18 protein-coding genes are annotated in these 20,689 nt (G+C 71.7%); 8 read left to right on the top strand and 10 right to left on the bottom strand.

What is annotated here, in order from left to right:
* The first annotated feature begins 1 nt into the window (after position 1).
* The 5 genes from OHS57_RS33915 to OHS57_RS33935 all read left to right on the top strand — a co-directional run bounded on the left by OHS57_RS33915 (position 2) and on the right by OHS57_RS33935 (position 4,933).
* Entirely contained in the window at positions 2 to 766 is a 765-nt protein-coding gene (locus OHS57_RS33915; protein WP_328584403.1) for an alpha/beta hydrolase, read from the top strand.
* A gap of 49 nt (positions 767 to 815) precedes the next feature.
* Positions 816 to 1,373, top strand: coding sequence for an NADPH-dependent FMN reductase (gene ssuE / locus OHS57_RS33920; RefSeq protein ID WP_041994104.1), 558 nt, complete (start codon positions 816 to 818; stop codon positions 1,371 to 1,373).
* Positions 1,374 to 1,514: 141 nt separating this feature from the next.
* Complete coding sequence (locus tag OHS57_RS33925) at positions 1,515 to 2,276, top strand: SDR family NAD(P)-dependent oxidoreductase (RefSeq protein ID WP_328584404.1); 762 nt, start codon at positions 1,515 to 1,517, stop codon at positions 2,274 to 2,276.
* 42 nt (positions 2,277 to 2,318) lie between these two features.
* Complete coding sequence (locus tag OHS57_RS33930; protein WP_041994109.1) at positions 2,319 to 3,161, top strand: helix-turn-helix transcriptional regulator; 843 nt, start codon at positions 2,319 to 2,321, stop codon at positions 3,159 to 3,161.
* A 206-nt stretch (positions 3,162 to 3,367) separates the two neighbouring features.
* Complete coding sequence (locus tag OHS57_RS33935; protein ID WP_328584405.1) at positions 3,368 to 4,933, top strand: FG-GAP and VCBS repeat-containing protein; 1,566 nt, start codon at positions 3,368 to 3,370, stop codon at positions 4,931 to 4,933.
* Positions 4,934 to 4,944: 11 nt separating this feature from the next.
* Here the strand turns inward: OHS57_RS33935 and OHS57_RS33940 are convergent, their stop codons facing one another.
* From OHS57_RS33940 to OHS57_RS33950, 3 genes are all read right to left on the bottom strand, one after another.
* The gene (locus OHS57_RS33940) at positions 4,945 to 6,027 is read right to left on the bottom strand and encodes a hypothetical protein (RefSeq protein WP_328584406.1); all 1,083 of its coding nucleotides are present in this window, start codon (positions 6,025 to 6,027) and stop codon (positions 4,945 to 4,947) included.
* A gap of 138 nt (positions 6,028 to 6,165) precedes the next feature.
* Entirely contained in the window at positions 6,166 to 6,672 is a 507-nt protein-coding gene (locus tag OHS57_RS33945) for a carboxymuconolactone decarboxylase family protein (protein ID WP_328584407.1), read from the bottom strand.
* Between the two features lie 80 nt (positions 6,673 to 6,752).
* Entirely contained in the window at positions 6,753 to 9,137 is a 2,385-nt protein-coding gene (locus tag OHS57_RS33950; protein WP_328584408.1) for an excinuclease ABC subunit UvrA, read from the bottom strand.
* Between the two features lie 181 nt (positions 9,138 to 9,318).
* Here OHS57_RS33950 and OHS57_RS33955 point away from each other — a divergent pair, with 181 nt between their 5' ends.
* Both OHS57_RS33955 and OHS57_RS33960 read left to right on the top strand, forming a co-directional pair.
* A complete protein-coding gene (locus tag OHS57_RS33955) occupies positions 9,319 to 12,084 on the top strand; it encodes an NACHT domain-containing protein (RefSeq protein WP_328584409.1) in 2,766 nt (921 codons plus the stop codon).
* A 50-nt stretch (positions 12,085 to 12,134) separates the two neighbouring features.
* The gene (locus OHS57_RS33960) at positions 12,135 to 12,494 is read left to right on the top strand and encodes a hypothetical protein (RefSeq protein WP_328584410.1); all 360 of its coding nucleotides are present in this window, start codon (positions 12,135 to 12,137) and stop codon (positions 12,492 to 12,494) included.
* A 166-nt stretch (positions 12,495 to 12,660) separates the two neighbouring features.
* On the opposite strand, the gene OHS57_RS33965 is transcribed toward OHS57_RS33960, so the two are convergent.
* From OHS57_RS33965 to OHS57_RS33975, 3 genes are all read right to left on the bottom strand, one after another.
* Positions 12,661 to 14,652, bottom strand: coding sequence for a peptidase M6 (locus OHS57_RS33965; protein ID WP_328584411.1), 1,992 nt, complete (start codon positions 14,650 to 14,652; stop codon positions 12,661 to 12,663).
* Between the two features lie 205 nt (positions 14,653 to 14,857).
* Positions 14,858 to 14,986 carry an LPFR motif small protein gene (locus OHS57_RS33970; protein ID WP_277816771.1) on the bottom strand — a complete coding sequence of 43 codons (129 nt, stop codon included), beginning with the start codon at positions 14,984 to 14,986 and terminating at the stop codon, positions 14,858 to 14,860.
* 97 nt (positions 14,987 to 15,083) lie between these two features.
* Positions 15,084 to 16,565 (bottom strand): MFS transporter, encoded by a 1,482-nt coding sequence (locus OHS57_RS33975; RefSeq protein WP_328584412.1) that lies wholly within the window; start codon positions 16,563 to 16,565, stop codon positions 15,084 to 15,086.
* Between the two features lie 125 nt (positions 16,566 to 16,690).
* On the opposite strand from OHS57_RS33975, the gene OHS57_RS33980 reads away from it, so the two are divergent.
* Positions 16,691 to 17,362, top strand: coding sequence for a TetR family transcriptional regulator (locus OHS57_RS33980; RefSeq protein ID WP_328584413.1), 672 nt, complete (start codon positions 16,691 to 16,693; stop codon positions 17,360 to 17,362).
* Here the strand turns inward: OHS57_RS33980 and OHS57_RS33985 are convergent.
* The 4 genes from OHS57_RS33985 to OHS57_RS34000 are packed head-to-tail and all read right to left on the bottom strand — an operon-like array spanning position 17,359 to position 20,538.
* The gene (locus OHS57_RS33985) at positions 17,359 to 18,144 is read right to left on the bottom strand and encodes a glycosyltransferase (RefSeq protein WP_328584414.1); all 786 of its coding nucleotides are present in this window, start codon (positions 18,142 to 18,144) and stop codon (positions 17,359 to 17,361) included. The two genes, OHS57_RS33980 and OHS57_RS33985, sit on opposite strands and share 4 nt — an antisense overlap.
* Positions 18,141 to 18,758 carry a class I SAM-dependent DNA methyltransferase gene (locus tag OHS57_RS33990; RefSeq protein ID WP_041994120.1) on the bottom strand — a complete coding sequence of 206 codons (618 nt, stop codon included), beginning with the start codon at positions 18,756 to 18,758 and terminating at the stop codon, positions 18,141 to 18,143. Before OHS57_RS33990 ends, OHS57_RS33985 begins: the two co-directional genes overlap by 4 nt.
* Complete coding sequence (locus tag OHS57_RS33995) at positions 18,755 to 19,522, bottom strand: PIG-L deacetylase family protein (RefSeq protein ID WP_328584415.1); 768 nt, start codon at positions 19,520 to 19,522, stop codon at positions 18,755 to 18,757. The genes OHS57_RS33990 and OHS57_RS33995 overlap by 4 nt, the downstream gene beginning before the upstream one ends.
* Entirely contained in the window at positions 19,519 to 20,538 is a 1,020-nt protein-coding gene (locus tag OHS57_RS34000) for an acyl-CoA dehydrogenase (RefSeq protein ID WP_443043115.1), read from the bottom strand. The genes OHS57_RS33995 and OHS57_RS34000 overlap by 4 nt, the downstream gene beginning before the upstream one ends.
* Positions 20,539 to 20,689: the final 151 nt, after the last annotated feature.

The following is a 20,689-nucleotide window of genomic DNA, read 5'->3' on the forward strand; positions in this document are numbered from 1 at the left end:
GATGACCGAGTACACCGACCACCACGCCCCCGAGGGGCTGCGCACCCGCGGCACGATCGTCGTGGTGCCCGGCCGGGGGGAGACCCGGGCGACCTACGCGCGGTTCGGCAGGCGGCTCGCCGCCGATGCCTACCGGGTACGTGTCGTCGACGCCCCGGACAGCCAGGAGCTGACCGGCCCGTTGAGCGGCTTCGGCGCCCGGCTCGCCGACGCCGTCGAGGACACGGCCACCCCGGACGGTGTCGTCCGCCCGGTCGTCGTGGTGGGAGCCGACACCGGCGCCGTCGCCGTGGCGGCGCTCCTCGGCCAGGACGGCAGCCCGGCGGGCGGGCGGCCGGACGCCGTGGTCCTCGCCGGTCTCCCCGGCCCCAACGCCACGGCCAGAGGAGGAAGTTGGGACGACGAACTCGACGTACGCACCTCCTGCCCCGCCCACCGCGGCACCCTCACCGACGACTCCGGCGTGCGGCGGGGCGCGCTCGGCACGGCGGTCCCCGAGGCACTGCTCACCGCCGCCTACGACAGCGAACTCGGCGTTCCCGCCCTGATCCTGACCGGTGACACCGATCCGCTCGCGGACGGTGAGGCGCTCGTGCGCGCCGCCAAGTCCCAGACACGCGCCCGCCTTTCGGTGGTCCGCGGCGCCCACCACGACGTACTGAACGACCTGCAGCACCGCTCGGTCGCCGCCGAGACCGTCACCTTCCTGGAGACACTGCGCAACGACCTCGTCCCGCTCATCGCCGTGGAGACCAGCGCGTGGTGAGCGCCGCCGCCGTCCGTCCGCCTGAACACCGACGCTGAAAGGTACTTCCATGGCCACCATCCTGTCCGTATCGGGCAGTCCGTCCGCCACCTCACGCACCTCGCGCCTGCTGCGCCACCTGGACGACCGGCTCCGTCAACAGGGCCACCACGTCACCGCGTTGGACGTACGCACACTGCCCGCCGAAGCGCTGCTCGGCGCGGACTTCGGGCACCCGGCCATCGTCGCCGCCACGGCCCTGTTCGCCGGGGCGGACGGGGTGGTCATCGGCACCCCCGTCTACAAGGCCGCGTACTCGGGGCTGCTGAAGTCACTGCTGGACCTGCTCCCGCAGTACGCGCTGGCCGACAAGACCGTACTGCCGCTGGCCACCGGCGGCACCACGGCCCATGTCCTCGCCATCGACTACGCGCTGCGCCCGGTGCTCAGCTCCATGGGGGCCGGGCACATCGCCCCCGGCTGGTTCACCCTCGACAAGCACCTCACGGTCGGCGAGGACGGCTCACTGACCGTCGAGCCGGTCACCGCCGAGGCACTGGCCCAGGTCACCGACAGGTTCTCGGCCGCGCTGGGCGGCCGTACCGCCGTACTCGCACCGACCGGCTGAGTACGAGGCCGCCGGGGCTCGGGCCCGTCCGCGGCGGGGAAAGGGGGATCGGCCGTCCCTGGATCAGCTGTGCCTTCATCCGCGCCCGCGCGAGATGGATCGTTGGAGGCGATCCACCTGCCACGTAGCGAGGAGTCTTCGATGAGCGAGCACAGCATTGCCCTGATCACCGGCGGGAACCGAGGGCTCGGCCGGGCCACCGCCCGCAAGCTCGCCGAGGCCGGCACCGACGTCATCGTGACGTACCGGTCGCACAAGGACGAGGCGGCGGCGGTCGTGGACGCGGTCACCGCACTGGGCCGCAAGGCCGTCGCCCTGGAGCTGGACACGGCGGCGTCCGACACCTTTCCCGGCTTCGCGGCCGCCGTGCGGGACGCGCTGAGCGTCACGTGGGAGCGGGACACCTTCGACTTCCTGGTCAACAACGCCGGCGTGGCCGCGGTGACACCGGTCGGCGCTACCACGGCCGAGACGTTCGACCTGCTGGTGAACGTGCACTTCAAGGGGGTCTTCTTCCTCACCCAGGAACTGCTCCCGCTGCTCGCCGACGGAGGGCGGATCATCAATCTCTCGACGGGTCTCACCCGGTTCGTGGGGGAGGGCTGGTCGGTCTACGCGTCGGTCAAGACCGCGATCGAGACGTACACCACGTATCTGGCGAAGGAGCTCGGCGGACGCGGCATCAGCGTCAACGCGGTGGCCCCAGGACCGATCGGCACCGATTTCGGCGGGGGCGCGATGCGTGACGACGAGCAGTTCCGCGCGCAGCTCGCCGGGCAGACCGCCCTGGGCAGGGTGGGTGACCCGGAGGACATCGGTGGGGTGATCGCCGCCCTGCTCGCACCGGGCACCGGCTGGATCACGGCACAGCGCATCGAGGCGTCCGGCGGCACCCTGCTCTGAGCCGAGGTGTCCGCAAGGCCCGACCGGAGGGAGAATCCTGCCATGGACCGAGCACAACTCGCCGACTTCCTCCGCTCCCGCCGTGAGGCACTGCAACCGGAGGACGTCGGCCTGCCCCGTGGCCCCCGGCGGCGTACCCGGGGGCTGCGCCGCGAAGAGGTCGCCGCCCTGTGCGGCATGTCCGCCGACTACTACACACGCGTCGAGCAGCAGCGCGGCCCCGTACCGTCCGAGCCGATGCTCGCGGCCGTCGCCCGCGGGCTGCATCTGTCGCTGGACGAGCGCGACCACCTCTTCCGAATGGCAGGACACAACACCCCCAGCCGAGGCCTGCGCGGCGACCATGTGTCGCCCGGCATGATGCGGATCCTGGACCGGCTCCACGACACCCCGGCCCAGGTCATCACCTCGCTGGCGGAAACCCTGGTGCAGACCCGGCCCGCCGTCGCCCTGCTGGGCGACGAGGCCGGGTTCACCGGCCTCGACCGCAGCCTCTTCCACCGCTGGTTCACCGACCCCGACGCGCGGCGCGTCTATCCCGAGGCGGACCACCCGACCCACAGCCGGATCTTCGCCTCCGAACTGCGCGCCGCCTACTCCCGGCAGGGGGCGGACTCCCGCGCCGGCCGGATCGTGGACGTCCTGCTGGAGCGGAGCGAGGAGTTCGCCGGGCTGTGGAGTGCCCACGAGATCAGCATCCGCCGCGAGGACGACCGCAAACGCATCCGACACCCCGACCTCGGCATCCTCGAACTGCACTGCCAGGTCCTCTTCGACTTCGACCAGGTCCAGGCCCTGCTCGTCTACACCGCGACGCCCGGCACCGAAAGCCACGAGAAACTACGGCTGTTGTCGGTCGTCGGCGACCGGCAGCCGCACACCTGACCGGGCGCCGCCGACGGAGTCCGTGTTTCGCTACGGATGTCACCGCTCTGTCACGCTCCGTGGAGCGGCCACAACGTGACCGCCACCCCGGGTGTCGAACTGGTCGTCAGTGAGGAACGGGCAGGTGTCCAGAGATCACGGGACATGCCCGGACACACACCACTCACGCGTCGTACGACCAGCGCGTGATCCACGGGGAGCAGACGATGACCAGCACACCGACCGACAGGCCCACCGGCACCAACTCCGCACACCCGCACGGCACGACCGCACGTTCCCGCCGCGGCACGGCATCGGCGGCGGTCGCCGCCGCCTCCTTCCTGCTGCTCGCGGGCATCGGCATCACCGCGGCGCCCGCGGCCATGGCCGCCGTGCCGGGGGGCACCAGCGCCGCCGACCGCAACAGCGACTTCGACGGGGACGGCTACGACGACGTCCTGATCGGTGCGCCGGACGGCACCGTCAGCGGCAAGGAGGGCGCCGGATACGTCACCGTGCAGTACGGCGCCGCCAACGGCATCGGCGTCAACAACAGCGTCCCGAAGGCGCGTACGGCCGTGTTCAGCCGGTCCACCGCAGGGGTACCGGGCACGACCCGCCCGTACGACGGATTCGGCAGATCCGTCGCCACCGGCGACATCGACGGCGACGGCTACGACGACGCGGTCATCGGCGCGCCAGGCGACGAAGTGGGCACGGTCGAGAACGCGGGCCGGGTCACCGTCCTGTTCGGCTCGAAGACGGGACTGCGCACGGACCGGGCGCTGACCATCACCTCGGCCACGCCCGACGAAGGCGCGCAGTTCGGACTCGCCGTCACCGCCGCGCGGTTCACCGGCGAGACCCCGGCCGACGTGATCGCCGTACTCGACAACTCCGGCGCGCAGCTGTTCACGTACGACCTGGGAGTCCTGCGCCGCAGCGGCGACCTCGACACCACGGTGCGCCCGGAGGGGCGCGCGATTCAGCCGGCGTACCTGACCACCGGCGACTACGACGCCGACGGCTTCGCCGACCTGGTGATCTCCGGATACAGCCCGGACGACGGTTACGCCCAGGGCTGGTCGACCGTCTTCGTGGGCGGCGAGAGCGGCGTCAGCCGGCTCAGAGACCTGCGCGGCGGCCTGGGCACCGCGTCGGGCGACATCAACCGTGACGGCTACGACGACCTGGTCGTGGGGGAGTCGGGCGGCCCCGCCGACCTGCCGCAGGGCGCGGACGGCGGTGTCGTGGGCGTCTACTACGGCGGCGAGGAGGGCCCCGCGGGGCTCGAAGGGCCCGGCGGGGCTCCCGACTGGTGGACCCAGGACTCCCCGGGCGTCCCCGGCACCGCCGAGCGGGGTGACGCGTGGGGCAACGACCTCTCGGTCGCGGACGTCGACGGGGACGGCTACGCGGACGTCGCCGTCGGCGCGCCCGGCGAGGACGTGGGGACGGTCCAGGACGCGGGCGCGGTGTGGCTGCTGCGCGGCGCGGCCGAGGGACTGACCGCCACGGGCGCGCAGTCCTTCGACCAGAACACCGCGAACGTCCCCGGCGCCGCAGAGGCGGGCGACGGGTGGGGTGCTCAGATCAGGCTGGCCGACACGGACGGCGATCTCCGCTCCGAGCTGGTCGCCGCCGCCCCGGGCGAGAACACCGGCGACGGCGCGGTCTGGGTGCTGCCCGCCGGCACGAAGGGCCTGTCGGCCCTCGGCTCGTGGTCCTACGGCGCTGCCGCACTCGGCGCACCTGCGAAGGGCGCGAGCTTCGGGTCGGCCGTCGACGAGTGACCGACCGCCTCTCACGGCAGGTGCCCCCTCCGACGCGCCGGCGGGGGCACCCGCCTGTGTGGGGCACTCGCCCGAGGCGCCGCGTGGCGGCTCGACTCCCGCCCGCGGCGCCCTTCCGCCGGGCCGCGGAGCAGTGATCCGACCATGCACGCGCCCGTCGCGACCGCCGCCAGATACAGGCAGGCCGCGAGCGCCAGGTTCTCCGGCCAGACGGTGCCGGCCGGTTTCGCCATGGCGAGGTACAGGGTGAAGGGCAGCCGCCAGCCGCTCCACGCGAACAGCGAACCCGCCCCGAGCCAGCCCAGGACCAGCGGAACCCAACGCGGCAGCCGCGCGGGCCGGCCGCGGGCCACGGCCCACATGGCCGCAGAGGCGAGCAGCGCCCACACCCCGGCGACACCGGTCAGCAGATACCAGCCGGTGGCTCGCTCGGCGGGCTGTGCGAGACCTACGGAACCGCCCCCCGCCCAGTACAGCCAGACCCCGCCGACCGCCGTACCGGCGAAGACCGTCCACGGCGGCCGCCCGGCCGAGCCGCCCCCGCCGTCCCCGACGCCCCCGGCGTCCCCGACGCCCCCGGCGTCCCCGCCGCCCCCGCCGTCTCCGACGCGCCCGGCGAACGCGTCCGGCCAGCGGCGGCGCAGATACGCGGGGAGCGCCACGGCGAGGGCGAGGCCCATCCCCACGAACCCCGTCTGCACCAGCGCCGCTTCCCAGCCCGGCATCGAGGCCCCGCCGTCGTCGCCGCCCTTCGCCGCGTCGTCCGAGTGGCCGAGCAGCGAGCTGAGAACGGCGTACGGCAGGATCGGCACCAGGAACCCGGTCCCCACCCACACCACGAAGAGCAGCGGCCCCGCCGGTATCCGCATGCCCCACGGCCGCACCAACGCGAGGGCCGCCGCGATCCCGAGCGCCGCCATCCCGATCGTCGCGGTGTTGAGTGCCACCCACTCCGCGAGACCGAACCCGGCGCCGACCGGGAGCACGCCCAGCAGCGAACCGACCACCCATGACGCCTTGATGAGTAAGTACGGCGTCAGCGCCGCCGCACCCCCGTACGCACCGATCCGACCTGCTCTGTCCCACCGTTCCACCGGAGTTCCCCCTCCGCCCGTCACCCGCATCGGTCGGGGACCAGCGTGGCGCGCGGTCGTGTCCGCAGGCGTCAACCGCCGGGGGTATCCGGGTCAGCCGTCAGGATGAGCTGAGGCAAAACCGATCCGTGACCGCCGTCAGACCCAGGGGTCGGCGAACGACCGGCCCGGTACGGGCTTGGCGATCAGGGCGAGCGGGATGAAGAAGGTGACCTGTCCGATGACGGTGATCAAGGCGACGAGCGCCTTCTCGTCGTAGTACTCGGACACCTGCGCGTACAACTCGTCAGGCACCCGCTCACCGTGCGCGGACGGCTGGAGCACGGCCTCCAGCAGCGCCAGCGCGGCCCGTTCGGCGCCGCTGAAGTACGTCGCGTCCTGCCAGGACGAGACCGCCGTGATCCGCTCCTCCGACACACCGGCCTTGCGCAACAGGCCGGTGTGCAGCACGGTCAGATAGGTGTTGCCGACGATCTGGCCCGCGCGCAGGTGCACAAGACCGATCGTGCTGCGCGGTACCGCCTGGCCGCCGGTGGCCCGGAACAGCGCCGCCGACACCTCCGCCAGCTCGGGAAGCAGCTCCTCGGGCCGGGTGGCCAGCCGCGGCGGAGCCGGTACTTCCGCGGTGATGGGACGTGCTCGCATAGTGGTGTTCCCTTCGGGTTTCCGTGGTGCCGTCACCGCACTGACGGAGCCCGGCGAAGGAATGTGACCGGCGGTCCCGCTCAGTTCCCGACGTACGCCGCCAGATGCTCGCCGGTGAGGGTGGAGCGGTCCGCCACGAGGTCGGCCGGTGTGCCCTCGAAGACGATCCGGCCGCCGTCGTGTCCGGCGCCGGGGCCCAGGTCGATGATCCAGTCGGCGTGCGCCATGACCGCCTGGTGGTGCTCCACGACGACGACCGACTTTCCGGCGTCCACCAGCCGGTCGAGCAGACCCAGCAGCTGCTCCACATCGGCCAGATGCAGCCCGGCGGTCGGCTCGTCGAGGACGTAGACACCGCCCTTCTCGGCCATGTGGGTCGCCAGCTTCAGCCGCTGCCGCTCGCCGCCGGACAGGGTGGTCAGCGGCTGGCCCAGGGTGAGATAGCCGAGCCCCACATCGGCGAGCCTGCCGAGGATCGTGTGCGCCGCCGGCGTACGCGCGTCACCCGCGCCGAAGAACTCCTCGGCCTCGCCCACCGACATGGCGAGCACCTCACTGATGTCGCGCCCGCCGAGGTGGTGTTCGAGCACCGCGGCCTGGAACCGCTTCCCCTCGCACTCCTCACACACCGTGGCGACACCCGCCATCATCGCCAGGTCGGTGTAGATGACCCCGGCGCCGTTGCAATTGGGGCACGCGCCCTCGGAGTTGGCGCTGAACAGGGCCGGCTTCACCCCGTTGGCCTTCGCGAACGCCTTACGGATCGGGTCGAGCAGCCCGGTGTACGTGGCGGGGTTGCTCCGCCGCGAGCCGCGGATCGCGCCCTGGTCGATCGAGACCACACCGTCCCGCCCCGACACCGAGCCGTGGACCAGTGAACTCTTGCCGGACCCCGCCACCCCGGTGATGACGGTGAGCACCCCGAGCGGGACGTCGACATCGACGTCCCGCAGGTTGTGCTCGGCGGCGCCACGGATCTCCAGCGTGCCGGTGGGCTTGCGCACGTCCTCCTTGAGGGTCGCCCGGTCGTCGAAGTGGCGGCCGGTGAGGGTGCCGCCGGTCCGCAGCTCCTCGACGGTCCCCTCGAAGCAGATACTGCCGCCCGCCTTGCCCGCGCCGGGACCGAGATCGACCACATGGTCGGCGATCACGATGGTCTCCGGCTTGTGCTCCACGACCAGCACCGTGTTGCCCTTGTCCCGCAGCCGCAGCAGCAGCCCGTTCATGCGCTGGATGTCATGCGGGTGCAGACCCATGGTCGGCTCGTCGAAGACGTACGTGGTGTCGGTGAGCGAGGAGCCGAGATGCCGGATCATCTTGACGCGCTGCGACTCACCGCCGGACAGCGTGCCGGCAGGACGGTCGAGCGCCAGGTAGCCGAGACCGATCTCCTCGAACGATTCGAGCGTCCGCAGCAGCGCAGTGAGCAGCGGCGCGACCGACGGCTCGTCGAGCCCGCGCACCCAGGCCGCCAGGTCGCTGATCTGCGTCGCGCACGCGTCGGCGATGCTGATCTCGCCGATCAGCGACGACCTCGCCGCCTCGCTGAGCCGCGTCCCCGCACAGTCGGGGCACGCGGTGAAGGTGACCGCCCGGTCCACGAACGCCCGGATGTGCGGCTGCATCGCCTCCCTGTCCTTGGACAGGAACGACTTCTGCACCTTGGGGATCAGCCCCTCGTAGGTGATGTTGATGCCGTTGATCTTCACCTTCGTCGGCTCGCGGTACAGGAAGTCCCGCATCTCCTTCTTGGTGTACGCGCGGATCGGCTTGTCCGGGTCGAGGAAGCCCGACTCGGTGAAGGGCCGCAGCGTCCAGTGGCCGTCGATGCTGTAGCCGGGGACGGTGATCGCACCTTCGGCGAGCGACTTGGAGTCGTCGAAGAGCTGAGCCAGATCGATGTCGGAGACGGCGCCCCGGCCCTCGCAGCGCGGACACATGCCGCCGGCGCGCGTGTAGGTCTTCCGTACGGTCTTGGCCGCACCGCGCTCGACCGTGATGGCGCCGGTGGCACGGACCGAGGCGACGTTGAAGGAGTACGCGTTGGGCGGGCCGATGTGCGGCTGCCCGAGCCGGCTGAAGAGGATGCGCAGCATGGCGTTGGCGTCGGTCGCCGTACCGACCGTGGAGCGGGGGTCGGAACCCAGCCGCTGCTGGTCCACGATGATCGCGGTCGTCAGCCCGTCGAGCACGTCGACCTCGGGCCGCGCCAGCGTCGGCATGAAGCCCTGGACGAAAGCGCTGTAGGTCTCGTTGATCAGCCGCTGCGACTCGGCGGCGATCGTGCCGAACACCAGCGAACTCTTGCCGGACCCCGACACCCCGGTGAACACCGTCAGCCGGCGCTTCGGGATCTCGATGCTGACGTCCTTGAGGTTGTTCACACGCGCGCCGTGCACGCGGATCAGGTCGTGCCCGTCGGCGGCGTGCGGCGCGCTCGGCTGCGCGTTCGTCCTCTTGGCCATGAGTGTCGTCTCTCCATCTGCCGGGCGCCGCTTCGCGGTCGCGGCGGCCTCCACACCGACGAACGCTAGCCGCCGCCCGGTGACCGTGCTTCTCGATTCCTGACCGAAGGGTGAACACGCCGAATCCGCTGACCGGAGCGTGTCGCCTGGCTACGCTGATCAACCGATCGAAGGAGTGGCCATGGACCCGACAGTGCCCACCGCCCGGCTCGCTTCGAGTGTCGTCGTACCCCTGGTCAAGAAACTCTTCCAGCAGGACGGTCCCGGAGCCGGCCTGGTCGACCGTCCGGTGCGGATATCGTCCCTGGTCAGCTTCCGGGGCGAGAAGCGCACCCTGTCCGAACAGGACCTGCACAAGCTTACGGCCACACTCGTGCGGCGCGCCGTCGAGCCGGCGGGCCCCGGTGAGCGGCCGGTGCCGATCGGCGAGGACGCGTCCGTCGCGCTGGCCCTGGCCCGCACGCTCTACAGCCTCGGTGACCTCGACATGGAGGACGTGCAGGCCGTCCGGTTCGGTCCGCAGGCCCTCGCCCGCGCCATGAGGTCCGTGGAGCCGAACGCCACGCGTCATCTGTCGGCCGCCGCCGCCAATCTCCACGACGCGCTGCTGGAGACCGCGTGCGTCTACATCCTGCACTTCTTCACCCAGCGCTCCACCTTCGTGCCCAGGACGCTGGTGCAGCACAGCCAGGCACTCGCCGATTCGCTCGCGCGCACCGACGAGCTGCTCAGACGCGTCCCTTCGCAGTTCACCCAGGACGCGCTCTTCGAGGCGCGCTACGCCGCCCACATCGCGCACAAGCACAACATGCTGACGATCTACGGCATCGACCTCACCAACTCGCCGGAGCAGTGGCCGCTCGACGCCGCGTACCTGAGCCTGGAGGCCGGCTTCGCCCACGAGTCGCGGCGCGCCCCGATACGCGGGGAACACGCCACCATCCGCGCCGAGCACGCCTTCCACGGACGGGACAGGGTGCTGTTACGCGGCGAGGCGGGCTCGGGCAAGACCACTCTGGTGCAGTGGATGGCCGTCACGGCCGCGCGCCAGGACCGGGCGATCCTCAGAGAGGGCGGCAGCCCGCTCGCACCGTTCGCCGACCGCGTCCCCTTCGTCCTGCCCATCCGGTCGCTGACCCGGCAGGACGACGACCTGCCCACCCCCGACCACTTCCTCAGCCGGATCCGGAGCCCGCTCGCCGCGGCGCAACCGCCGGGCTGGACGGACCGGGTGCTGGCCGCAGGCCGCGGTCTCATCCTGATCGACGGCATCGACGAGACACCGGAGAAGGTGCGCGAGCGCACCCGGCGCTGGCTCCAGGACCTGATCACCGTCTATCCCGGCAACCTCTGGCTCGTGACCTCGCGCCCCTCGGCCGTACGACCGCGCTGGCTCGCCGCCGAGACGTTCGCCGAACTGTCGCTGGCCCCCATGAGCCGCAGCGGCGTCGACTCCTTCATCCACCGCTGGCACAACGCCGCCCGCAGTGTGAGCGAGAGCGACGAGCAGCGCGAACAGCTCGACATGTACGAGACGTCTCTCGGCGCGGCGGTCCGCAGCAAGAACGACCTGGCGCGGCTGGCCACCAACCCGCTGATGTGCGGGCTGATCTGCGCCCTGCACTGCGACCGGCGCGGCTACCTGCCCCACGCGCGCAAGGAACTGTACGAGGCGGCGCTGTCCATGCTGCTCTCGCGCCGTGACCGGGAGCGGGACATGGCGTCGCCGGACGGCGTGGAACTCACCGAGGAGCCCAAGATCCGGCTCCTCCAGCGCCTCGCCTACAAGTTCATCCTCAACGGCAAGGCCGAGCTGGACTACAGCCACGCGGAGCGCATCATCGCCGACACCCTGCCAGGTGTCCCGGTCGCGGCCGCACAGGGCGACGCGTCCACGATCTTCCGCCATCTGCTGCTGCGCAGCGGGCTGTTGAGGGAACCGGCGGACGGTTCCATCGACTTCATCCACCGTACGTTCCAGGACTACCTCGGTGCCAAGGCCGCGGTGGAGGAGGGGGACATCTCCCTGCTCGTCCTGCGCGCCGCGGAGACGCAGTGGGAGGACGTCATCCGGATGGCGGCGGCCCACGCCAGACCGGCCGAATGCGCGGAGTTCCTGCTCGACATCGCCCGGCGCGGCGACAGTTCGAACTCCGGCTACCGCAGGACCCAGTTGCACCTGGTCGCCGCTGCGGCGATGGAGCACGCCACCGAACTGCAGCCGCGCGTCCGCGCCGAGATCAAGGAGCGTACGGCCGCACTGATCCCGCCGAAGACCTCCGCCGAGGCGAAGGACCTGGCGGGCATCGGCTCGGTCGCGCTGGAACTGCTGCCGGGACCGCACGGCCTCACCGACGAGCAGTGCCTGCTCACCGTCGAGACGGCCGTCCTGATCGGCGGTGAAGCGGCGCTGCCGTTGCTCAGCCAGTACCGGGACCATCCCGCCGTGCCCGTACAGCAGTTGCTGTCCACCGCCTGGCACCGCTTCGACACCAGGGCGTACGCGGAGAGTGTGCTGGCGGGACTGACCGAGGACGAGGTCTACTACGAGGTGACCAGCCAGGACGAGCTGACCACCCTGCGTGAGCTGGCCACCCCCAGCCGGCTGCGGGTGGCGGACGGGCTCACCTCGGCCGACCTGGTCCGGCATGTGCGGCCCGGGCGGCTCACCCATCTGTGGGTGCCGGGATCGATGTCGGCCACCTGGTTCTGGCTCTCCGGCTTCCCGCTCCTGCACACCCTGACGCTCGCGCCGGGCCGCCCAGAGCCCGCGCCGGGCTTACCGGTACCGGGCGTGCCGGTGCCGACGCTGGACCTGTCCTCGCTCGCGGCGCATCCGGCGCTGCGGACGGTGCGCGTGGTGGTGGACCAGCCGCTCGCGGGCACGGAGCATCTGGCGGGGACGGTCGAGGTCGTGGAGGTCCGGCAGACCGAGCTGACCTGGTGAGCCGCGTGCGGCCGAGGAACCACAGCGGCCGGCTGATCGTCTTCGGGGGTATGACTTCCGCTCTCATCCTGGGATTCGATCCGCACGCGGTGCCCGGCATGGACGGTGACGCGATGCGCGCCGTCCTCGACGACGAACTCGCCCGCTTCGGCGAGCACGGCATCGACGCCTCCATGACACTGCTCGCGCCGGACGCTTCGGCCGAGGCCGCCGTGGTGGCGGCGCTGTCCGGGCGTGTGTGGGACGTGGTGGTCATCGGCGGCGGTATCCGCAAGCCGGAGCCTCTGCTGACGTTCTTCGAAGAGGTCGTGAATCTGGTCCGGCAGCATGCGCCGGGTGCCGCCATCGCGTTCAACACCAGCGGCGGCGACAGTGTCGAGGCGGTTCAGCGGCGGCTGCCGCAGGCGTGAGGAGAGCCCCCGGAACGGTCAGGTCGTTCCGGGGGCTCGTTCCGTACCGCTCGTACGGCTTGTCCGCCTCGTGCGGCTGTCCGCCTCGTGCGGCTGTACGCCTCGTGCGGCTGTACGCCTCGTGCGGCTGTACGCCTCGTGCGGCTGTACGCCTCGTGCGGCGGCGTCAGCGCCGTACGGTGCAGGTCGCGGTGGCCGTCCTGTGCGGGTCGCTCTCCGAGCGGGCCGTCAGTGTCACCTTCCCGTTCTTCGCGGCGTTCCTGTCCGCCGCCACCGCGACGTTCACGGTCGTGTGCTGACCGGCCTCGGCCGTGGCCAGGGCGGTGGGCAGTTCCACCCGCCAGCCCTTGCTCCCGGTCTTCGCGGACAGCCGGTAGACGTCAGCGTCCTCGTAGGCCGCCGCCTTGCCGGAGGCGCCGCGTGCGGCGTGCCCGGTGTTGGCGAGTCCGAAGGTGCAGACCGCGCCCTTGCCGCTCGCCTTGCCGCCCGCGTTGCCGTGGGTCAGTGCCACACCGCGCTTCTGCGTCCCCGACCCGTCGAGCGAACGGACCGCCACGGTGTACGAGAGCTCGCCGGCGGCTGTCGTCTTCTTGCCGATGACGTAGAACTGCAGCCGGTTGGCCTTGTCCGTGTACTCGTACGCGCTGCCCGAGTCGGTGCCCGCGTGGAACAGGCCGTCGTTGAGCTGGCGGTAGTCACCGATCGAGCGCATCACCTTCGTACCGTCCGGCCTGGTGAAGTCGACCATGCCGATGTCCTGCGGATTGGCGTCGATCATCCAGCTGAAGCAGAGGTAGCCGCAGCTGTCGCCCTCGTCGTCGAAGGGCTTGTTCTTCGTGAGCATCACCCCGTGGTCGGGGGTGAAGGAGTCCGCGCCGATCCGCTGCACGGTCTCGATGGTGTAGTCGCTGAAGCCGGGTCCCGCGCAGAGCGGATCCTTGGCGACGTCACAGGCCGGGGTCTTGTCCGTGCCCAGGTCGACCCGGACGCCCTGCAGCGCGTTCTTCTTCACCTTCGCCGACCTGGCCCGTACGTCGAACACCGCGAGGCCGTTGTCGGCGAGAGACTGCGGGGACAGCGTCAGCAACTGCTCGTCGTCGATGAAGCCGAGCTTCGTCTTCGTCCGGACGGTCTGTCCGGCCGGCATGGACGCCCCCTCGGTGGCCGGTACCTGCCACCGGTTGTGCGGTCCGCCGGGACCGTTGAAGGAGCCGCGGTCGAGCACGTCGAAGGGGCCTGTGCCGGCCCGGTGGAAGGGCTCCACATACGGATTGTTGTTGTTGTCACCGACGTCGAAGGTGTGGGTGATCTCGTGGGTGATGGTCCCCGAGCTCTCCCCCTGCCGGATGCCGGAGTTGCCCCAGAGCTGCGCGCCGGCCTTCCAGGAGGTGAAGCCGGTGTAGCGGCTGCGTACGGCGTTGGGCAGCGCCGGGTCCGGCGGGCCCCACTCGTCGGGGACGTCGTCCGGCGTCTGGAACTTCATCTCGCCGAACTCCTGCCAGACGGACGTCTCGTCGTAGCCGGCGTAGATGCGCATCACCCGGTCGAAGGAGTTCGCCTGGTCGGCGCCCACGTCCTTCTTCCAGAGCGGGTCGATGTCCCGCTCGATGCTGCCGTCGCAGGTGTGCCCGGCCGGACAGCCCGTGCCTTCCTGGCCGATGTCGTTGAGCCCGTACTCGTACGAAGGACGCGGCGCCTCGTACTGGCCGAGGGGGACGAACTCGACACCGATGCGGCCGTTCGTCTGCTCCATCCAGTACTGGTTGACGGTGTGGCCGTGGTTGAGGGCGCTGGGCTTGTTGTAGAAGTCCGCGTAGAACCGTGCGATGTCGCCGCGCCCCACGGGGTCGATCTGCGGATTGCCGAAAGGATCGCTCTTCTTGGGCAGGGTCATGACAAAGGGTTGGTCCGGGAAGTCGACAGCGACCAGCGCGATCTTCAGCTTCTGCTGGGTGGGCCGCAGATCCGGATCCGCCCAGTGCGTACCGGGAACGTCCTGGTAGTCGCTCCAGGTCATGTTCTGCTGGTCTTCGGGATGCTGCGGGTCGACGGGGGCGAACGGGTCCCCGATCCGCGCGGCGGCCGGTGCGGCGCCCATGGGGCTCGCGGGCGCCGCACCGGCGTTGCCGATCACGGCAGCCCCCACAGCGACGGTCACTACCGCCAGCGTTCTCGCCTTTCGGCTGATCAGACCTGACCTCACGTGGCACTGCCTCCTGAGCGTCGCCGTTCCATAAGCCGAACGCTCGGAGCGTAGAACTGCCGCGGGACAGTGTCAACGGGGCAGCCCTAACCAGCGGTTGCGGGAAACATGCCGGTAACTCTGGCCCGCCGACCGCTGGAGGGGTGTTCCGTATAGCGAACTAGTGGTGTCCGTGCGCCGAGTCCGACGCACCGCCGAAGAGCCGGGCGACAAGACGGAACGGCAGTGTCACGACAGTGGCGACAGCACCACCGACGGCCCGGAACATGTCTGCGATTGCCTTGAACATGGGACCTCCTTGAGAGTGCGACCCGCCTGTGCGTTTGTGGGACACCTACGAGCTGGTTACTTGTTCGCCTGCCCGCGTTCGCGGCGGATAGACAAGGTCAGCCCTGTTGTGGGACGCCGGCGGCCTGGACGGTGGTGTCGGTCGCGGGTTGCCGGGACACGACAAGCCCGATGGCGGCGGCGGTGAGGGCCGCCGCGGCGCAGATGGCGAACAGGACGCGGTAGCCGCTCAGCGAGGGCAGCTCGGCCGGGCCCAGGTGCAGGGTGATGGCCGAGAGGATGGCCCCGCCGACGGCGCTGGCGAGGGAACTGCCCAGGCTGCGGGAGAGGGCGTTGATCCCGTTGGCGGCGGCGAGCTGCGACGAGGGGGTGTGGGTGTTGATCAGCGCGGGCAGCGCGGCGTAGCCGACCCCCGTACCGGCTCCGATGATCGAGCTGCCGACGACGACCTGCCACAGCGAGTCGACGAAGACCATACGGAACACCAGTCCCGCGGCGATCACCACACCGCCGAGGGCCAGCACCCGCGCGGGCCCCCAGCTCGCGATGACCTTGGCGGCCACGGGCGCGAGCAGGAGCATCAGCAGTCCGCTGGGCAGCAGGCACAGCCCGGCGGTGAGGACCGAGGAGCCGAAGCCGTAGCCGGTCGCCTCCGGCGCCTGCACGTACGAGGTGGTGCCGGTGAAGCTGGCGAACAGCGCGAAGCCCACGAACATCGACGCGATGTTGGTCAGCGCGATCGGCGGACGCTTGAGCGCCGACATGTCGATCAGCGGGTTGGTGACCCGGGACTCGACCTTGGCCAGGGCGACGAGCGACACGACGGCGACGACGAACAGCCCGATGATCCTGAACGAGCTCCAGCCCCAGGAGCTGCCCTGCGAGATGCCGAGGATCAGGCAGACCAGGCCGACGGTGAGCAGGGTGATGCCCGCCCAGTCGATCCGCCGCTCGCGGGCCGCCGGCGGCTCGGAGACCAGGGCGAATATGAGGGCCCCGCTGATCACCGCTCCGCCCGCGCCGATCCAGTACAGGATGTGGTAGTCGGCGTTGTCCCCGATGAGACCGGCCAGCGGCAGGCCGAGGGCGCTGCCGATGCCGAGCATCGCGCTGACCAGCGCCGTCGCCGAACCGCGGCGCTGGGCCGGCAGGACGACGGCGAGCAGGCTGATGCCGAGCGGAATGGCGGCGGCCGACACCCCCGCCACGGCGCGGCCGATGAGCATGACCGTGAAGTTCGAGGTGAGCGCGTCGATCACCGATCCGACGGCGAGCCCGCCGAGGCTGAGCAGCAGCACCAGACGGCGGCCGAACATGTCGGCCAGCCTGCCGAGCACCGGCACCGAGACGGCGGCCACGAGCAGGGTCGACGTCAGCAGCCACTGCGCGTTGCCCACCGAGGTGTGCAGGTCGCCGGTCAGCTCCGGCAGCACCGGGATGATCAGGGTCTGGGCCAGCGCCGCCGCCAGCGCGCCGAGACCCACGGCGATGATCTGGAGGTTTGTGCCAAGTCCCGAGCCCTCTTCGCTGTCCCGCGCGGGCGGGGAGAGGTTTTCGACGCTTGCGGGTGTCTCGGTCATCCGATTTCCTGCCCGTTCACAGTGTGCTGACATCAGCGATGCAATCGTTTGATTACATCCGGGGAGACCCTACGAGCGGCGGAGCGGCGAGTCAATCAAGCGATTACATGAGGGAGGATGGTGCCATGCACACCACGCCGCCCGCCAAGGACCCCCGGCCGCGAGACGCCGAAGCGACCCGCCTGGCCTTGCTGCGATCGGCCAGACGGCGCTTCGCCGTCCTCGGCTACGACCGGACGACGACGCGCGACGTGGCGGACGACGCAGGCGTCAACCTGATGCTCATCAACCGCTACTTCGGCGGCAAGCAGGGCCTGTTCCAGGCGGTCGTGGCCGCGTCCCCCGACCCGCTGGCCGACAGCGAGTCCTCGGCCGCAGGCATCGTCGACGACTTCCTCGACGGTCTGCGCCCCGACGCGTGGTCCGAGTTCGGCAGCCACCCCATGCTCCTGCTGCTCCGCGACAGCAGCGTCGACGCCCAGATCCAGGGGCTGCGCACGCTGGCCATGGACAACGCGGTCGCCCGGATCGTTGCGGTGAGCGGCGCCGGGTCGGACGGTGCGGCAGGCTCGGACGGCGCGGCCGACGCGCCCTCGCGGTCGGAGCACGAGACACAACTGCGCGCCCAGCTCGTGCTCGCGCTGTTCAGCGGGGTGATCGCGCTGCGCTCCATGGCACCCGTCGAGCCGCTGGCATCGGCCGATGTCGGCGATCTGCGGTCGGCGATCGAGGACGCGATCGACGCGCTGGTCGGCCCGGCGGGCAAGGCGTCCCGGACCGGAGGCGAAGGGTCCTAGGTCGGCTCCTGCCCCGCCCAGGTCGGCTCCTGCGCGGCCAGTGAGCCGAGGAGGGCGCCGAAACCGTACGGTGCCCGGAAATCGGCGCGCCCCGAGGTGAGCACGGGACATCCGTCGGTGCGCAGGATCGTACTGCCGGTCCGTTCCAGCGCCGCCACCAGCGCGTGGTCCTCGCTGTGCGGAAGGGCGGGGAACCCGCCCGCCCGGAGGTACGCCGCAGCCGCCACGCCCAGATTGGCGCCGTGCACGTGCGGATGCGCCCAGGCGGCGCCGACCGGGCGCCCCGCGAAGTAGTGGGCGTCATGGCGTGCGACGGTCGTGGCGCCGAGGGTGGGGTGCGGAGCGACCCGTACCGTCCCGACGACACAGTCCCAGCCGCCGCGCGCCTGCCTCAGCTGATGGGCCAGCCAGTTCCTCGGTACCAGCGTGTCGGCGTCGGTGGTGGCGAGCCAGATCCCCGCCGTGCCGGTGTGCCCGTCGCCCGGCCCGGCTTCCGTGCTCAGCCAGCCGAGGGCGGCCTCCGCCGCTGCGGCCCGCGCCGCGCCCACGTTGCGGCGCGCCACCTCGACCACCCGCGCGCCCGCTCGGTGAGCCGCGCCGGCGGTGTCGTCGCGGCAGTCGTCGGCCGCCACCACGATCAGTACGCGCACACCGGCCAGCGCGGGGTGCCGCGCCGCGCCCCGTACGGCGCGCAGCGTGGCGGGCAGGGAAGCGGCCTCGTTGTGCGCGGGTACGACGACGGCGCACGCGGTGACGGAGCGGAGAGCCGGCGGGCCGCTCACACCAGTCCCTCGTCCGCCGCGGGTGACTGCACGGGGCTGCCGTCCGGGTGCCGCCTGGCGAACACCTGGAGGACGAAGTCCGGATCGCGGTGATCGGTGAGCAGCTGGAGGCCGGGCGTCGCGGCGACCAGCGGGGCCAGCTCGGTGCCGGTGAACCGGTGTTCGGCGACGGGGTGGTCCCAGTGCACGGTGACGAGGGTGCCGCCGGGCTCAAGGCTCGCCACTGCCTGGTCGAGAATGGCCTGCCGTTCCCGGTCGTCGAAGTAGTACAGCAGCTCGGAGAGTACGACGAGGTCGAAGGTCCCCTCGGGCCAGCCCGCCGGGACGGCCAGCTCGCGCACCTCGACGCCGGGAAGGCCGTCGGTGCGCGCCGCCGCTGTCCCGACGGCCGCCGGAATCCGGTCGGTGGACAGCAGGCGCTCGCAACGGGCGGCCAGCAGCCGGGTCAGCACACCGACCGAGCAGCCGGGCTCGAAGGCGCTGCGATAGCGCCGCTTGGGCAGCGCGGCAAGGGTGATCGCGTACTTGCGCTGCTCGTACCAGCGTCCGGCGAGATCCCAGGGATCCGCCGCGTTCTCGTACATCGCCTCGAAGTAGCCTGCGGGCGTGCTCATCTGAAGACCACCTCGAACGGCCGTGTGTGGTGGGCGAGTTCTTCGGGAGGCAGGATCGCCGCCTCACCGGGCCCCTCGCCGAGCGGAGCGATCTGGCTGGTGAACCGCTCGACGGCGCGCAGCTTTCGGGAGTGTGCCGCGCCGGTCAGGGGGATTCGCGCAGCGGTGTGCCAGGGCACCCGTGGGTCGTCGGGCGTGGCCCAGTGCCACAGCCACACCGGATAGAGCCACAGAGGTACGTCGGTGTCGGCGCAGGCCGCCACGGCGGCGCGGCCCGCGGCCTCGTGGTCGCTGTGCAGATCGCCGGTCCACGGCGCGACGCAGTGGGCGGCGTTCGTCTCGCGGAGCAGTTCGGTGAGCGCCGAGCGCACCCGCTGCTCGTACGTGTCGACCTGCGTGTCGGGTACGTGCAGCCGGCGCGTCGCGAGCGCGGGCAGGCCCAGCTCGGACAGTGCGGCCGCCAGCTCGGCCTCCCTGATCCCGGCCAGCCGGGACGAGTCCGTGTGGCGGCTGCGGGGGTGCGACCCCTCGCCGTCGGTGACCGACACCAGAACGACCTCGGTACCGGCCGCGGCGAGGGTGGCGAGGGCGCCGCCGAAGCCGAGCACCTCGTCGTCCGGATGCGCCGCCACGACGACCACGGGTCCTGCGGCGGGCAGCGGCGCCTCGGGGAGGCGGCCGAGCCCCTCCCAGGACGCCCACAGCGCCTCCGGGGTGCCGGGCGCCTCGATGGCTTCGGCGGCGGCTTGCCGCGCGCCGCTCACCGGCCGGCCTCGCGATCGGTCCCGTCGCGATCGGTCTCGTCGCGATCGGCGTCTTCGCGCTCGGCCAGCAGTTGGCCCAGCTCCGCCAGATTGCGCTCTGCGTGGTGCTGACGGATGTAGACGGTCAGGTCGGCCACGTTCCTGGCGTGCCGGGCGTCGTGGCAGAGCGGGCCTGCGCCGGTCGCCCGCCCGACATGGCCGAGCACGTCCGTACAGACCTGCTCGGCCAGGGCGCGTACGCGCAGGCTGCGCACCCTGGCATCGCCGAGGGCGTCCAGCGGGTCGGCGTCGATGTCGTCGCCCGCCTGGGCCAGTACCGTCTCGGCAGCGCCGAGCAGTACGTCCACGGCGCCCAGATGCGCGGCGGTGTGGGCGTCGGGCGTCCGCTTGCGCGCCGAGGCCAGCAGGGTGTCGGCGACGGCCCGCGCGCCGCCGAGCCAGCAGGCCGCCACCCCGATCCCGCCGTGCTGGAAGCCGGGCCGCTCGACGTACTGTCCGACCTCGCCGACGGGGGTGGCCGGCACGTCGGAGAAGGTGACGTCGGGGGTGTCGCTGCCGGCCATACCGACCGCCTGCCAGCTGCCGGGCACCGGACTCACCCCGGGCTCCGCCACACGTACGGCGAACAGCCGCCGGCCTTCGTCGCTGTCGGCGGTGACCAGGGCGTGCGTACAGACACGCGCGCCGGAGCAGTACGGCTTGAGGCCGGACAGCCGCCACCCCTCCGGCCGCCGCTCGGCGCTCAGCCCGGGGCCCGGCGGCTGCGCCGCCCAGACGCCCCAGCGCTCACCGGGCCCTGGGCGGGGCCCGTCCAGCTCGTGGAGGATCGCCACGGCGTCGAGATGCCCTTCGCCCAGCCGGGCCAGCGAGAGGTCGGCGCGGCCGAGGTCGGACAGCGCACGGAAACGCTCCCCGGTCCTGCCACTGCCGGGCAGTGGGGCCACGAGCGCACCGCTCTCGACCAGGGCGGTGAACCGCGCGGCGACGTCCTCGCGCAGCGTGGCCGGATCGAGCAGCCCTGTGGGGTCGGTGGTGTCCGTGGCGGGCCCGGCCGGCCGGCCGGTGGCGGCAGCCGCTTCAGCGGTCACTCGTTCCTCCTGTGGGAAAGGCGTTCGGCCCCGGGCGGTCGTCGCACCGGGGGAGTGCCGAATGCCCCTGTCCACTCGG

It is taken from the genome of Streptomyces sp. NBC_00370, assembly GCF_036084755.1.
Taxonomy (GTDB): Bacteria; Actinomycetota; Actinomycetes; order Streptomycetales; family Streptomycetaceae; genus Streptomyces.